This is a genomic window from Pseudomonas sp. Larv2_ips (genome assembly GCF_963879675.1).
Taxonomy (GTDB): Bacteria; Pseudomonadota; Gammaproteobacteria; order Pseudomonadales; family Pseudomonadaceae; genus Aquipseudomonas.
Genome location: NZ_CAWOAW010000014.1, coordinates 1,409,514 through 1,424,513, shown reverse-complemented (window position 1 = coordinate 1,424,513; position 15,000 = coordinate 1,409,514). Strand labels below are relative to the sequence as shown.

The following is a 15,000-nucleotide window of genomic DNA, read 5'->3' as shown; positions in this document are numbered from 1 at the left end:
AGATGCCGTCACGGACTCTGGAAACCTGGCCCCACGGCGCAATCATGCTGGACGCGCAACACACGCGTTTTGCCCTGTGGGCGCCAGACGCGTTTTATGTCAGCGTTGAATTGGAAGACGGCAAGTCCATCGCCATGCTGCCCCAGGCAGATGGCTGGTTTGAGGTAGAGATACAGTGCCCGGCGGGCACTCGCTACCGCTACAACATCGACGGCGAAAACGACGTACCCGACCCGGCATCCAGAGCGCAAGCCGAGGATGTTCATGGTTGGAGCGTGGTTGTCGATCCACTCGCCTATCAGTGGCGACACAGCCATTGGCAAGGCCGCCCATGGCACGAAGCGGTGATCTACGAGCTGCACGTGGGTGTGCTGGGTGGCTACGCCGCCGTACAAAAGCAGCTGCCACGCCTGGCTGAACTGGGCGTCACCGCGATTGAATTGATGCCGTTGGCGCAATTTCCCGGCGAACGCAATTGGGGTTACGACGGGGTTCTGCCCTATGCGCCCCACTCCTCTTATGGCTCGCCGGAACAGCTCAAGCAATTGATCGACAGCGCCCACGAACACGGCCTGGCGGTGATGCTCGACGTGGTTTACAACCACTTCGGCCCGGACGGCAACTACCTGGGCCAATACGCCAACGGTTTCTTTCAAGAAGACGTGCACACGCCCTGGGGCGCAGGCATTGATTTTGATCGTCGCGAGGTGCGCGACTTCTTCCTCGACAATGCCTTGATGTGGTTGCTCGAATACCGCTTTGATGGCCTGCGCCTGGATGCGGTGCACGCGATCGACAATCCCGATTTTCTCAAGGAGCTGGCCCACCGTGTTCGCCAACAGGTAGACACAGGTCGGCACGTCTGGCTGGTGCTGGAAAACGAGCTGAACCAGGCCAGCCTGCTGAAGAACGATTTCGACGCGCAGTGGAACGATGACTTCCACAACGTGCTGCACGTATTGCTTACCGGCGAAACCGACGCCTATTACAGCGACTTCGCTGAAAACCCTACCGAAAAACTCGCGCGCTGCCTGGGTGAGGGTTTTATCTATCAGGGCCACACCACCCGCCACGGCCATGAGCGCGGCGAACCCAGTGGGGACTTGCCGCCCAGCGCCTTCGTGGCGTTTTTGCAGAACCATGACCAGATCGGCAACCGCGCACTGGGCGAACGCCTGCATCAGCTGTGCTCGCCGCAGGCGCTCAAGGCAGCCACGACATTATTGCTGCTGTCGCCGATGATTCCGTTGCTGTTCATGGGCGATGAAGTGAATGCCGAGGAACCGTTCCTGTTTTTCACCGATCACCATGGCGAGCTGGCCGAAGCCGTGCGCGAAGGCCGGCGCAACGAGTTTGCTGATTTTGCCGCATTCAAAGACCCGCAAAGGCGTGAACACATTCCCGACCCGAATGCCCTGCCCACCTTTTTACAATCAGCACCCGCCTTCACCGAAAACCAGCACGCCCAGTTCTACCGCCAACTGTTGAGCCTGCGCCACCAGCAGATCGTGCCGCACTTGCCCGGCAGCGTGGCCTTGGGCGCGCAGGTGCTGGGGCAAGGCGCCGTCAGCGCGCGCTGGCGCCTGGGCAACGGCAGTGTGTTGCAGATTGACTTGAACCTGGGCGCCGAACCGCTGGATCACCCTGCGCCGCCGCACCTGCTATTTGAAACGCCTGCCGGTGAAGGGGCGCACTTGGCGCCTTTCAGCGCACGCGTTGCCCTATCCCCTGTTGGAGAGCACCTTTGAGCGAAGCGAACCTGGAAATACTCGCCAGCCGAGCGGGCCTGGCCGTCGATTGGATCGACGCGAACGGCCGTCCGCAACATGTTAAACCCGGCGCCTTGCGCGCCGTTCTCAAAGGCCTGGGCCACCCGGCCGACACTGATGCCGAAATCAACGCCAGCCTGCTCGAACTCGAACAGGTGCAGCAAGACAAGCATCTGCCGCCCATGATGACCGTCGACAGCGGCGAAGGCCTCGACCTGGCACGCTACTTTGCCGCAGACACGCCCTGCCGGGTCAGCCTGGAAACCGGCGAAACCCTGGAGCTGCGCCTAGACGGTGATGCCGTGCTGCCAGGCGTCATCGCGCTGGGCTATCACCAGGTGCACATCGACGACCAGACCTTCACCCTGGCCGTGGCGCCCGCTCACTGCTACAGCGTGGCTGAAGCCGTCGACGCCCAACCGGCGCGCGCCTGGGGTTTGAGCGCCCAACTGTACGCGCTGCGTCGTCTCGGCGACGGTGGTTTTGGCGACACGCAAGCGTTGGAGCACATGGTTCGCGCCGCCGCCGAACGCGGCGCCGATGCCTTGGCGATCAGCCCGATGCACGCGATGTTCAGCGCCGACACCGAGCGCTACAGCCCCTACTCGCCGTCCAGCCGCCTGTTTCTGAACAGCCTGTACGCCTCGCCTGCCTGCATCCTGGGCGAGCGCGAAGTGCGCAATGCCATCGACGCCTGCGGTTTGACCGAAGAACTGCACACGCTGGAACAGCACACCCTGATCGACTGGCCCGCCGCTGCCAAGGCCAAGCAGCGCCTGTTGCGCGCGCTGTATGAAGACTTCCGCCACGGCGGACACCCGCAGCATGCCGATTTCCTGAGCTTTCGCCAGAATGGCGGTGAAGCCCTGGAGAACCATTGCCGTTTCGAAGCCGTGCAGGCCGTTCGCGCCGCCGCGGGAGAAGACCTCGACTGGCGTCACTGGCCTGAAGCCTGGCGCTCGCCGCAAAGCCCTGAACTGGTTAAGTTCGCCGCTGAACACCGCGACGAAATCGGCTTCTACGCGTTCAGCCAATGGCTGATCGCGCGTTGCCTGGAGCGTGCGCAACAAGCCGCGCGTGGCAGCGGCATGGGCGTCGGCCTGATTGCCGACCTGGCCGTCGGCGCCGACGGCGGCGGCAGCCAGGCCTGGAGCCGCCAGGATGAATTGCTGGCGAACCTCACCGTGGGTGCGCCGCCCGATATTCTCAACCGCGCCGGTCAAGGTTGGGGCATCTCTGCGTTTTCCCCCGAAGGCCTCAAACGCAACGGCTTCCGCGCCTTCATCGAGATGCTGCGGGCCAACTTCGCCCATGCCGGTGGCCTGCGCATCGATCATGTGATGGGCCTGCAACGCCTGTGGGTGATCCCCATGGATGCCTCCCCGCGCGAGGGTGCGTACCTGTATTACCCGGTGGACGACCTGCTGCGACTGCTGGCGCTGGAATCCCAGCGTCACAAGGCGATTGTGCTGGGTGAAGACCTCGGCACCGTGCCCGATGGCCTGCGCGAAAAACTCAGCGCGCGTTCGATTCTGGGCATGCGCGTGCTGCTGTTCGAGCAAGGTCACGATGGCCAATTCAGGCCGATCCTTGACTGGCCGGACAACGCCCTGGCGACCACCAGCACCCACGACTTGCCGACCCTCAACGGCTGGTGGCACAGCCGCGACATCGAGTGGAATATCCAGCTCGGCCTGATCGACGCACCGACGGTGGAGCAATGGAGCGAACACCGCCTGCGCGAACGTCAGGCACTGCGCCAGGCCTTGAGCCAGGACCCGCAGAACTTTGTCGATGAAATCCGCAACGACACCGACCACATGATCGACGCCAGCGTGCGCTACCTCGGCCATACCCGTGCGCCGCTGGTATTGCTGCCGCTGGAAGACGCGCTGGGCATCGAAGAACAAGCCAACCTGCCCGGCACCACCGACACCCATCCCAATTGGCGCCGTCGCCTGCCGGGCGAAGCCGCCAGCCTGCTCGACAACGCCGGCGCCGCCCGCCGCCTCGAACTGCTGGCCGTTGCGCGCAACCAAGCCTATGAGCGTGACCGATGAAAGCACTGCCCCTGCGCGCTACCCAGCGCCTGCAATTCCATAAAGGTTTTACCCTGGACGATGCGGTGCCTCTGGTGCCGTACTTCGCCCAGCTAGGCATCAGCCATGTGTACGCCTCACCGATACTCAGTGCCCGCGCTGGCTCCATGCACGGCTACGACGTGGTCGACCCGACGACCGTCAACCCCGAACTGGGCGGGGAACCCGCGTTGCGGCGCCTGGTTGCTGCACTGCGCGAACACCAGATGGGGCTGATCCTCGATATCGTCTCCAACCATATGGCCGTGGGTGGCGCGGACAATCCGTGGTGGCTGGACCTGCTCGAATGGGGACGCCTGAGCCCCTACAGCGAGTTCTTCGATATTCAGTGGCACTCGCCGGACCCGTTGCTCAAAGGCCAACTGCTGATGCCGTTTCTGGGCAGCGACTATGGCGAGGCTTTGCAGACCGGCGCGCTGACGCTGCATTTTGACGCCGAGCATGGGGCGTTTTACGTTGAGCATTACGAGCACCGCTTCCCGATCTGCCCGCGCGACTACGCGTTGATCCTCGGCGCCGACGCGCTGCTCCGGCCGTTGGCCGAGCGTTTCAGCGCGCTGGCCTATCAGGATGATGCCTACCACGAAGCCGCCTGGCTCAAGCAGGCGCTGGCCGAACGCGCGACCGAAAGCGACGTGCGCCGTGCCATCGAGCAACGCCTGGGCGAGTTCGACGCACGCCAGCCCGAGGGTTTCAATCGCCTGCATCAATTGCTCGAAGAACAAGTCTACCGGCTCGCCAGCTGGCGCACGGCGGCGGACGACATCAACTGGCGGCGCTTCTTTGATGTCAATGAATTGGGCGGCTTGCGCGTTGAACGCAAGGCGGTATTCGAGGCCACACACGGCAAGATCTTCGAGCTGATCAGCGAGGGCCTGATAGATGGCTTGCGCATCGACCACATCGACGGCCTGGCCGACCCACGCGGTTATTGCCGCAAGCTGCGGCGTCGGGTTGATTCACTGTCGCCCGAACGGCACTTGCCGATCTTCGTGGAAAAAATCCTCGGTGAAGGCGAAACCCTGCGCGAAGATTGGAAAGTAGACGGCACCACCGGCTACGAATTCATGAATCAGCTGTCGTTGCTGCAGCATGATCCTCAAGGCTTCGAGCCGCTTGCCGAGTTGTGGACCCGCCACAGCGGACGGCCAGCGGCCTTTATCGAAGAAGCCTGGCTGGCACGCCAGCAGATCCTGAATGGCTCGCTGGCCGGTGACTTCGAAAGCGTGGCCCAGGCCCTGCTGCAGGTGGCGCGTGACGATGTGATGACCCGCGACCTGACCCTGGGCGCGATCCGCCGCGCCTTGCAGGAGCTGATCGTGCACTTCCCGGTGTACCGCACTTACATCAGCGCCCGTGGCCGCAGCGAAAACGATGATGTGTTTTTCCTGCAAGCCCTGGCCGGTGCCCGCAGCACGTTGAGCGAAGGCGACTGGCCGGTGCTCGATCATCTGGAAAAATGGCTGGGCGGCCAGCCGTGGCGCCATCGCCCGATCGGGCGCGAGCGCAAGATACTCAAACATGCCTGTGTACGCTTCCAGCAACTGACCTCTCCGGCCGCGGCCAAGGCTGTGGAAGACACCGCGTTCTATCGCTCGGCAGTACTGCTGTCGCGCAATGACGTGGGTTTCAGCACCGAGCAGTTCAGTGCGCCGGTGGCGGCGTTTCACACCGTCAACCAACAACGCTTGCAGACCTTTCCCGACAACCTGCTGGCCACCGCCACCCACGACCACAAGCGCGGCGAAGATACCCGCGCACGCCTGGCGGTATTGAGTGAATGCGCGCCGTGGTATGTCGAACAGGTTGAGCACTGGCGCACCCTCGCCGCCCCCTTGCGCGAGGATGCCAATAGCCCGTCGGCCGGTGATGAGCTGATCCTGTATCAAGTGTTGCTGGGCTGTTGGCCGCTGGACCTGCACCTGGACGTCGAGAATTACCAGCAGCGCCTCTGGCAATGGCAGCAAAAGGCCCTGCGCGAAGCCAAGTTGCAAAGCAGCTGGAGCGCGCCGAACGAGGCGTATGAGCAAGGTGTCGAGGCGTTTCTGTCGCGCCTGTTGCTCAGCGATGCGGGCAGCGCATTGCGCACCGCCCTGGGCAACGCCGCTCACGCGATTGCCGCGGCCGGTGCGGTCAACAGCCTGGCGCAATCCTTGCTTCGCATCACGGTGCCGGGTGTGCCGGACTTGTACCAGGGCGATGAGTTCTGGGACTTCAGCCTGGTGGACCCGGACAACCGTCGTCCGGTGGACTTCAGCGCGCGGCAACACGCGCTGAACACACCGCCGGACATCCCTGAACTGTTATCCAACTGGCGCGACGGGCGCGTCAAGCAGGCGCTGATTGCCCAGGTGCTGGCGTTGCGCAAGGCCGACCCGGAGATTTTTCGCAGCGGCCACTACACACCGCTGGAGGTCACCGGCACGCACGCAGAACATGTGGTCGCATTCTGTCGCGAACATCAAGGCAAACGCCTGTTGGTGGTGGTGCCGCGCTGGCCTCATCGCTTGCTGGAAAACGGTGAGCGACCCCACATCGACGCGCAGGTTTGGGGCGATACACGGGTTAAATTACCGTTCGCCGCGACAACGCAAAACTGGAAGGGACTTTTTCATACAGGCGCAGTCACACCAAACAAGGAGCTGTTGATCAGCGCTGCCCTGGGGGATTTCCCGGTCAATGTCTTTATCAATCCTGATGATCAAGAAAGCTGAAACTTTTCTGTGAGGAGCATTGTGATGAGTACTGAAGACAAACGTATTCGCGAATTGGCGCATCAGATCTGGGAATCCGAGGGCAAGCCCCACGGAGAGGACACTCGCCACTGGGAGATGGCGCGCAAACTGGCCGAAGCCGAAGCGCTGACGCCAAGCAAGCCCAAGGCCGCTGCCAAGCCAAAAACCGCGCCCAAGCCTGCGCCCAAAGCCAAGCCGCCGGCACCGGCAGCGAGCAAACCGGCGCCGCCTGCGGCGAAAAAGCCCGCAGCGCCGAAAAAACCCAAGCCTTAAGCGTCACGACCTTACGGGCCTCCTCCCGGCGTTGCCGGCAGGAGGTTCCCTTTTGAATATCCACTGCGTCAGCTGAACGATCGCCAGCACGGTCGCGCTCGGCCCGAAAAAAGACCCTTGCAGGAGCAACTCAATGAGCAAACCAGATAAAAACCAACCGACGCCGGAAAACGAGCCGTCGCGGATTCGTGAAGGTTTGCCCTTCCCCCTCGGCGCCACCTGGGACGGCCTGGGCGTCAACTTTGCGCTGTTCTCGGCCAACGCCACCAAAGTTGAACTGTGCCTGTTTGACGATACCGGCGAAGTTGAGCTGGAACGCATCGAACTGCCTGAATACACCGACGAAACCTTCCACGGTTACCTGCCCGACGCCCACCCTGGGCTGATTTACGGCTACCGCGTGTACGGTGCCTATGACCCGGCCAATGGTCACCGCTTCAACCACAACAAATTGCTGATCGACCCCTATGCCAAACAGCTGGTGGGCGAACTCAAATGGTCCGAAGCGTTGTTCGGCTACACCATCGGCCACCCCGACGATGACCTCAGTTTCGACGAACGCGACAGCGCGCCCTTCGTGCCCAAGTGCAAGGTCATCGACCCGGCGCACACCTGGGGTAACGACCAGCCGGTGCGGGTGCCGTGGGACCGTACGATCATTTATGAAACCCACTTGCGGGGCATCAGCATGCGCCATCCTTCGGTTGGCGAGTCGGTGCGCGGCACCTGCGCCGGGCTGATGGAAGATGACGTGCTCAAGCACATCCGCCAGCTGGGTGTGTCGTCGGTGGAATTGCTGCCCGTGCACGCATTCGTCAACGACCAGCACCTGCTGCAAAAAGGCATGACCAACTATTGGGGCTACAACAGCATCGCCTTTTTCGCCCCGGACCCGCGTTACCTGGCCAGCGGCAAGATTGCCGAGTTCAAGGAAATGGTCGCGCACCTGCACGAAGCCAAGCTGGAAGTGATCCTCGACGTGGTCTACAACCACACCGCCGAAGGCAACGAGCGCGGCCCGACCCTGTCAATGCGCGGCATCGACAACGCCTCCTACTATCGCCTGATGCCTGACGACAAGCGCTTCTACATCAACGATTCCGGCACCGGCAACACCCTGGACCTGAGCCACCCGTGCGTGCTGCAAATGGTCACCGACTCCTTGCGTTACTGGGCCACCGAGATGCACGTGGACGGTTTCCGCTTTGACCTGGCGACCATTTTGGGCCGTTACCGCGATGGCTTCGACGAACGCCACAGCTTCCTCGTGGCCTGCCGCCAGGACCCGGTGCTGCGCCAGGTGAAAATGATCGCCGAGCCGTGGGACTGCGGCCCCGGTGGCTACCAGGTGGGCAAATTCCCACCGGGCTGGGTGGAATGGAACGACCGCTTCCGCGACACCGTGCGCGCCTTCTGGAAAGGCGATGACGGCCAGTTGGCAGACTTTGCTGCACGCATGACTGCGTCCGGCGAGATGTTCAACCAGCGTGGTCGACGCCCGTACAGTTCGGTGAACTTCATCACCGCGCACGACGGCTTCACCTTGCACGACCTGGTGTCGTACAACGACAAGCACAACGAAGCCAACGACGAAAACAACCAGGATGGCAGCAACAACAACCTGTCCTGGAACCACGGCGTCGAAGGGCCTACCGAAGACCCGGAAATCAACGCGCTGCGCCTGCGCCAGATGCGCAACTTTTTCGCCACCCTGCTCTTGGCCCAAGGCACACCGATGCTGGTGGCCGGTGACGAGTTCGCTCGCACCCAGCATGGCAACAACAATGCCTACTGCCAGGACAGCGAGATCGGCTGGGTCAACTGGGAGCTGGACGACGACGGCAAGGCGCTGCTCAAGTTTGTAAAACGCCTGATCAAGCTGCGCCTGGCGTATCCGATCCTGCGCCGTGGACGCTTCCTGGTGGGTGACTACAACGAAGACATCGGGGTGAAGGACGTCACCTGGCTGGCGCCGGATGGCAACGAGATGACCACCGAACAGTGGGAAGACAGCCATGGCCGCTGCCTGGGCATGCTGATGGATGGCCGCGCCCAGGAAACCGGGATTCGCCGCCCGGGTGGCGATGCGACGTTGCTGCTGGTGGTCAACGCCCACCACGACATGGTCAATTTCCGCCTGCCACCGGTGCCGGAAGGCGAGTTCTGGACCTGCATGCTCGACACCAACGAGCCAGCGGTGCGCGGTCAGGAGCGCTTTGATTTCGAGCACGAGTACGCAGTCACCGGCCGCTCGCTGTTGCTGTTTGAACTGCAGCACGACGAGGTGTGAAATGGCGTTGCATGGATTCCTTCAAAGCTACCGGGGCTATGCGGACACGCACGCTTTGGGCCAAGCCCTGAAGGCCCTTCAGGAAGAAGGCCTGGACCAGCTGCCGTTACCCGGCAGTGGCCAGACGCTGGAGCGATTCAGTCGTCTGGCGCAGGTGGCGGGCCACGATTTGCGCCTGTGCAAGTTGTTCGAAGGCCACACCGATGCGTTGGCGATCATCGCTGAACTCGACAGCCCCCTGCCGCCCTTGGGCAGCTTGTGGGGCATGTGGGCCGCCGAACCGCCGACCGCCAAGGTGCGTGTGCGCCGTGATGGCCATCGGTTGATCGTCGATGGGCGCAAGGCCTGGTGTTCCGGGGCGGCGGTGGTCAGTCATGGCTTGCTGACCGCCTGGGACGACGAAGACCGTCAGCAACTGGTTGCCGTGGACATGGATCAGCCCGGCATTATCGTCACCAATGAAGGCTGGAACGCCGTGGGCATGGCCGCCACTGGCAGCGTCGAGATTGTGTTTGACGGGGCCAAGGGTATTGCCGTCGGCGGGCCGGGGGATTACCTGTCCCGCCCTGGCTTCTGGCAAGGCGGGATTGGCATTGCCGCCTGCTGGTACGGCGGCGCGCAACGCCTGGCCGAGGTGTTGCGCGAGCAATGCAGCAAGCGCCCCGAGCCCCATGCCCTCGCCCACCTGGGCGCGGTGGACAGCGTGCTCAACAGTGCGGCCTGTGTATTGCGTGACAGTGCAGAACAGGTTGACCGCGCTCCACGGGCGGATGCGCGGCTGTTAGCGCAGCAGGTGCGCGCGTGCATCGAAGACACTGTCGAGCAGGTCATCCACCATGTGGGCCGTGCGGCAGGTGCCGGGCCTTATTGCAAAGACCCGCACTTTGCCCAGTTGATGGCGGACCTGCCGGTGTACGTGCGCCAAAGCCATGCAGAGCGCGACCTGGCGGCGTTGGGCGAACAGGTGGCCGAGCAACCCACAGGGAGGTGGCAGTTATGAAACCCAATCCGATCGTAGGCCAGGGCACGCCGCTGCATCAGTGGCAAGCCTCGTCGCACATGGCCGAGCTGCCTCACATCAGCGTCGAACAGTTGGTACCCGAAGGGCATCGGGCAGTCATCATTGCCCCGCATCCGGACGATGAAGTGCTCGGTTGCGGCGGCCTGCTGCAAGGCCTGGCGGCCATCGGCCGGCCGATTCAGCTGATTTCCGTCACCGATGGCAGCGCCAGCCATCCGGGTTCCCAGCGCTGGCCGGTGGAGCGCCTGAGTGTGGTGCGTCCGCAGGAATCAGCCCAGGCATTGCACCGCCTGGGTTTGCCGTTGCACAGCCTCAAATGGCTGCGCGCAGGGTTCAGCGACAGTCAGGTGGCGGCGCAGGAAGAACAGCTGAGTGCGTTCATTCAACGCTACCTCAAACCCACCGACGTGGTGTTCACCACGTGGCGCGAAGATGGGCACTGCGACCATGAGGCTGTCGGCCGCGCCAGTGCAAAGGCCGCGCAGGCGGTTGGGGCGACCCTGTATGAATTGCCCGTATGGACCTGGCACTGGGCAACCCCGGAAGACAGCCAAGTGCCCTGGGACCGTGCGCGCAAAATCCTGCTGACGCCCGAAACAGTGGCGCGTAAGCGTCATGCCATCCACGCGTTTGCCAGCCAGTTGGAGGGCGACCCGCAGATCGGCCTGCCGCCTGTGCTCGCGCCTTATGTGGTGGAACGCCTGCTGCAGCCTTTTGAAGTGGTGTTTGTATGAGCGTGGCCACGCCGTATTTCGACCAACTGTTCGCCGGCAATGACGACCCTTGGGCATTTCGCCAACGCTGGTACGAGCAGCGCAAACGCGCGCTGACCCTGGCGGCGCTGACCCGCCCGCGGTATGCGTCGATATTCGAACCCGGTTGCGCCAACGGCGAGCTGAGCGCCGAACTGGCGCCGCGCTGTGACCGCCTGGTGTGTTGTGACACGGCCAGTGCCGCCGTGGCGCTGGCGCAAACCCGGCTGCTGGGGTTTGCCCATGCCGAGGTACAGCAAAGCCGTTTGCCGGAACAGTGGCCGACAGGTTCATTCGAACTGATCGTGTTGAGCGAGCTGTGCTACTACCTGGATGCCGATGATCTGCACCGCCTGGTTGACTGCGCCCTTGGCGCCTTGACCGAAGACGGGCAACTGCTGGCCTGTCACTGGCGCCCACGCATTGAAGGGTGCCCGCAGACCGCTGAACAGGTGCATGCCCTGCTGCAGCAAAGGCTGGACATGCCGCCGGTGGTGCAGCATCACGAAAGTGATTTCCTGCTCGACCTGTGGAGCCGCGACCGCACCTCGGTCGCAACCCTCGAGGGGCTGCGATGATCGGCGTTCTGATCCCGGTGCATAACGAAGAAGCGCTGCTGGGCGAATGCCTGAAGTCTGCGTTGATTGCCGCACGCCATCCGGAGCTGCTCGGCGAAACGGTCCAGATCCTCACCGTGCTCGACAGCTGCAACGATGGCAGTGCGGCGATCGTGCAGGCCTATGCGGTGCAAAGCCTGCACGTGCAGGCGCGCAATGTCGGGCAGGTGCGCGGTGTGGGTGCGCGGCACTTGCTGAATCAAGGTGCACGCTGGATTTCGTGCACGGACGCCGACAGCCGCGTCGCCCCTGACTGGCTGGTGGCGCAATTGGCGCTGGGTGTGGACGCGGTGTGCGGCACCGTGACCGTGGACGGCTGGAGTGACGGCTTCGACCCCGCGGCGCAAACTCGCTACACCCAGGCCTACCAGGCCCGAGACGGCCATCGGCATGTACACGGTGCCAATCTGGGCGTGAGTGCTGGCGCCTATGTGCAAGCCGGCGGGTTCGAGCCCCTGGCCTGCCATGAAGATGTGCAACTGGTGCGCAATCTGGAGCGTTGCGGCGCGTCCATCGCCTGGAGCCACCGGCCACAGGTGATTACCAGTGGCCGGCTCGACTGCCGCGCCGAAGGCGGTTTTGGTGACTATTTGAAAAGCCTCATGCAGGCCAGCTGAAAAAATCAACATTTCACGATGTAAAAGCCATGAATCCTTGACTATGCTGATAGCGCCTTGCCGGTATTCCAGGGTTGGAGTACCGCGCATCACCGCAGCGGAGTCTGCGCTGAAAAAAAAGAGCGTCGTCCCGTCAACGGGGTACGGCCCAGCATCAATCGACAAGGACGTGACACCCATGAAGCCTGCCTCCTTAAGCGAGGGCCGCCGCGGTCCCGCGCAAATCTGGAACAGCGCGCCACAGTTGGCGCAAATTCCCGCTACCTCTCCCTCTTCGCTGGTGCCACCTGGTGCGCGCGTGGTGGTGATTGCTCCGCACCCTGGCGATGAAGTGCTGGCGTGTGGAGGGCTGCTGCAACTGCTCAGTACCCTGGAGCACCCGCTGCTGCTGATCTCGATCACCGATGGCAGCGCCAGCCATCCGGGGTCTCACGCATGGCCGGCGAGCCGCCTGAGTGTGATCCGCCCACAGGAAAGCGCCGAGGCGCTGCGCAGGTTGGGCATGCCGCTGCACAGCTTGAAGTGGATTCGCGGCGGTTTTCGTGACGACGCCCTGGCGAGCAGTGAACAGCCGATGAGCCAGTTCATCGCGCGTTACCTGCAGCCGGGCGACGTGGTATTCACCACGTGGCGCAACGACGGCAATGACGACCACGACGCCGTCGGCCGTGCCAGCGCCAAGGCCTGTAGCCTGATCGGCGCGCGGCTTTATGAACTGCCCATCTGGGCCTGGCACAGTCCGGCGCGTGAAGCGGCGATGATGCCTTGGCAACGGGCGCATAAGGTGCGTCTGGACAGCTGGAGCGTCGCGCGCAAACTGCACGCAGCTCATGCCTACGCCAGCCAATTGGTCGGCGACCCGGCCATCGGGCTCGCGCCGATGCTCGCCCAGGAACTGCTCGAACGCATGCGCGAGCCGTATGAGATCGTGTTCACGTAGAGCAGGCGGTTATGTATCGCACTGTGTACAGCAGCCGTGGCGATACACAGCGTTTAACCCAGGACCGTTCCTGAAACATGCGCGATACAGCGCAGCGGTCAACTGAGTGTCAGGCACCCATCAGCCGCAGGAGGCTCGCCATGCACACTCTGTTGACCCGTCGCTCCAAACACCGTCCGCTTGCTCTGGCATTGGCCTTGTTGCCATTCGGCGCCCTGGGCGTGGCTCATGCTGAAATGCCCGAGCCGCCAACGCCGGCCAGCCATCACCAAACCGCCTTCGGCGCGCTCAAGCACGTCAAGGCCGGGGTGCTCGATGTGGCCTACGCCGACGTTGGCCCGGCCAACGGCCAGGTGGTGATCCTGCTGCACGGTTGGCCCTACGACATCGACAGTTATGCCGATGTCGCGCCGTGGCTGGCAGCCAAAGGCTACCGCGTGTTGATCCCGTATGCCCGCGGCTATGGCGCCACGCGTTTTGTGTCGGATAAAACCCTGCGCAACGGCGAACCGGCAGCGTTGGCACAGGACGTGATCGACTTCATGGACGCACTGAAGATCAAGCAAGCGGTGCTCGGTGGGTACGACTGGGGCGCGCGCTCGGCGGATATCGTCTCGGCGCTATGGCCGGAGCGGGTCAAGGCATTGGTGTCTGTCAGCGGTTACCTGATCGGCAACCAGGCCGCCGGCAAGCAACCGCTGCCGCCCAAGGCGGAATTGCAGTGGTGGTACCAGTTTTACTTCGCCACCGAGCGCGGCGCCGCCGGGTACCAGAAGAACACCCACGAATTTGCCAGGCTGATCTGGCAAACCGCTTCGCCGAAGTGGGCCTTTGACGACGCCACGTTCGCGCGCAGCGCCAAAGGCCTGGATAACCCCGATCACGTCGCCATCACGGTTTTCAACTACCGTTGGCGCCTGGGTTTGGTGCAAGGCGAGGCGCAATACGACGCGCTGGAACAGCGACTGGCCCAATCGCCCACCATCGGCGTGCCGACCATCACCCTCGAAGGCGACGCCAACGGCGCACCGCACCCGCAACCCGAGGACTACGCCAAGCGCTTCACCGGCAAGTACGAATTTCGCCAGATCAATGGCGGGATCGGCCACAACCTGCCGCAGGAAGCACCGGCAGCGTTCGCCAAGGCCGTGTTCGACGCCGATCACCTGTGACCTTATCGCGACGACCTGGCGCGGGTACCGGCCTTGGGCGGGGAGTGTTTTTTGCTGCTCAGCGCACGACTGTCGGGAAGGACATTCTTTGGCTTGAACAGTGGTGCCAATTGAACACGGTGGGCCGAATGGACTCGGGCCACCGTGCGTTGATCAGGCCGGCACGCCGAGAATGATGTGCGAGGCTTTGATCACCACCGTCGCGCTGACGCCCGGCGCCAGGCCCAGCTCCGCTACCGCGTCGCGGGTGACGATGGCGTAAACCTTCGAACCACCGGCCAATTCGATCACCACTTCGGCGTTGACCGCACCGTCGTTGACGCTCAGTACCGTGCCTTCCAGGCAGTTGCGCGCCGACAGGCGAATGTCGCTGGAATCGGTCATCAGCATGACCCACGGCGCCTTGATCAGTGCCACGGCCTCTTTGCCCACGGCGATGCCCAGGTTGCGCACGCTCTGTATGGTCACCACCGCCACCAGTTGCTCACCACCGGCCAGGGTCAGGACGACTTCTGCATTAACGGCGCCCTCCTGCACTTGGCTGACTTGGCCTTTGAATACGTTGCGTGCGCTGACTTTCATCGTGACGGGGCCTTTTCTTGACTTGCTGGTTAGGATTAACCCGCATGTTTAAACGTAACGCTGTGTAAAAACAACTATAGCGTCCCAACTGCCGGGGTTCTGCGCCGGATATTGACTACCTGCTGGCGCCGGA

The 15,000-nt window shown here is 63.0% G+C and carries 12 protein-coding genes; 11 read left to right on the top strand and 1 reads right to left on the bottom strand.

The window, feature by feature from the left end; genetic code table 11:
- Positions 1–2: 2 nt before the first annotated feature.
- From treZ to AACV02_RS13140, 11 genes are all read left to right on the top strand, one after another.
- A complete protein-coding gene (gene treZ, locus AACV02_RS13190) occupies positions 3–1,748 on the top strand; it encodes a malto-oligosyltrehalose trehalohydrolase (protein ID WP_119740141.1) in 1,746 nt (581 codons plus the stop codon).
- Positions 1,745–3,829, top strand: coding sequence for a 4-alpha-glucanotransferase (malQ, locus tag AACV02_RS13185; protein WP_119740139.1), 2,085 nt, complete (start codon positions 1,745–1,747; stop codon positions 3,827–3,829). The genes treZ and malQ overlap by 4 nt, the downstream gene beginning before the upstream one ends.
- Positions 3,826–6,582 (top strand): malto-oligosyltrehalose synthase, encoded by a 2,757-nt coding sequence (locus AACV02_RS13180; protein ID WP_119740137.1) that lies wholly within the window; start codon positions 3,826–3,828, stop codon positions 6,580–6,582. Before malQ ends, AACV02_RS13180 begins: the two co-directional genes overlap by 4 nt.
- A 24-nt stretch (positions 6,583–6,606) precedes the next feature.
- The gene (locus AACV02_RS13175; protein WP_106579064.1) at positions 6,607–6,876 is read left to right on the top strand and encodes a DUF2934 domain-containing protein; all 270 of its coding nucleotides are present in this window, start codon (positions 6,607–6,609) and stop codon (positions 6,874–6,876) included.
- 133 nt (positions 6,877–7,009) lie between these two features.
- The gene (gene glgX, locus AACV02_RS13170; protein WP_106579063.1) at positions 7,010–9,166 is read left to right on the top strand and encodes a glycogen debranching protein GlgX; all 2,157 of its coding nucleotides are present in this window, start codon (positions 7,010–7,012) and stop codon (positions 9,164–9,166) included.
- A 1-nt stretch (position 9,167) separates the two neighbouring features.
- Positions 9,168–10,166, top strand: coding sequence for an acyl-CoA dehydrogenase family protein (locus tag AACV02_RS13165; protein ID WP_119740135.1), 999 nt, complete (start codon positions 9,168–9,170; stop codon positions 10,164–10,166).
- On the top strand, positions 10,163–10,921 hold the full coding sequence (locus AACV02_RS13160) for a PIG-L deacetylase family protein (protein ID WP_106579061.1): 759 nt from the start codon (positions 10,163–10,165) through the stop codon (positions 10,919–10,921). The genes AACV02_RS13165 and AACV02_RS13160 overlap by 4 nt, the downstream gene beginning before the upstream one ends.
- The gene (locus AACV02_RS13155; protein WP_119740133.1) at positions 10,918–11,517 is read left to right on the top strand and encodes an SAM-dependent methyltransferase; all 600 of its coding nucleotides are present in this window, start codon (positions 10,918–10,920) and stop codon (positions 11,515–11,517) included. The genes AACV02_RS13160 and AACV02_RS13155 overlap by 4 nt, the downstream gene beginning before the upstream one ends.
- On the top strand, positions 11,514–12,173 hold the full coding sequence (locus AACV02_RS13150; protein WP_119740131.1) for a glycosyltransferase: 660 nt from the start codon (positions 11,514–11,516) through the stop codon (positions 12,171–12,173). Before AACV02_RS13155 ends, AACV02_RS13150 begins: the two co-directional genes overlap by 4 nt.
- Positions 12,174–12,351: 178 nt before the next feature.
- Positions 12,352–13,113: a PIG-L deacetylase family protein gene (locus AACV02_RS13145; protein WP_119740129.1), complete on the top strand. Its 762-nt coding sequence runs from the start codon at positions 12,352–12,354 to the stop codon at positions 13,111–13,113.
- 140 nt (positions 13,114–13,253) lie between these two features.
- Positions 13,254–14,285, top strand: coding sequence for an alpha/beta fold hydrolase (locus AACV02_RS13140; protein WP_119740127.1), 1,032 nt, complete (start codon positions 13,254–13,256; stop codon positions 14,283–14,285).
- Between the two features lie 153 nt (positions 14,286–14,438).
- Here the strand turns inward: AACV02_RS13140 and AACV02_RS13135 are convergent, their stop codons facing one another.
- Entirely contained in the window at positions 14,439–14,867 is a 429-nt protein-coding gene (locus tag AACV02_RS13135) for a TOBE domain-containing protein (protein ID WP_119740125.1), read from the bottom strand.
- Between the last annotated feature and the right edge of the window lie 133 nt (positions 14,868–15,000).

Coding starts and splice junctions, on each gene's coding strand:
- AACV02_RS13180 (WP_119740137.1), top strand. CDS start 3,826: ATGAAAGCACTGCCCCTGCGCGCTACCCAGCGCCTGCAATTCCATAAA.
- glgX (WP_106579063.1), top strand. CDS start 7,010: ATGAGCAAACCAGATAAAAACCAACCGACGCCGGAAAACGAGCCGTCG.
- AACV02_RS13165 (WP_119740135.1), top strand. CDS start 9,168: ATGGCGTTGCATGGATTCCTTCAAAGCTACCGGGGCTATGCGGACACG.
- treZ (WP_119740141.1), top strand. CDS start 3: ATGCCGTCACGGACTCTGGAAACCTGGCCCCACGGCGCAATCATGCTG.
- AACV02_RS13155 (WP_119740133.1), top strand. CDS start 10,918: ATGAGCGTGGCCACGCCGTATTTCGACCAACTGTTCGCCGGCAATGAC.
- AACV02_RS13150 (WP_119740131.1), top strand. CDS start 11,514: ATGATCGGCGTTCTGATCCCGGTGCATAACGAAGAAGCGCTGCTGGGC.
- AACV02_RS13135 (WP_119740125.1), bottom strand. CDS start 14,867: ATGAAAGTCAGCGCACGCAACGTATTCAAAGGCCAAGTCAGCCAAGTG.
- AACV02_RS13145 (WP_119740129.1), top strand. CDS start 12,352: ATGAAGCCTGCCTCCTTAAGCGAGGGCCGCCGCGGTCCCGCGCAAATC.
- AACV02_RS13140 (WP_119740127.1), top strand. CDS start 13,254: ATGCACACTCTGTTGACCCGTCGCTCCAAACACCGTCCGCTTGCTCTG.
- AACV02_RS13175 (WP_106579064.1), top strand. CDS start 6,607: ATGAGTACTGAAGACAAACGTATTCGCGAATTGGCGCATCAGATCTGG.
- AACV02_RS13160 (WP_106579061.1), top strand. CDS start 10,163: ATGAAACCCAATCCGATCGTAGGCCAGGGCACGCCGCTGCATCAGTGG.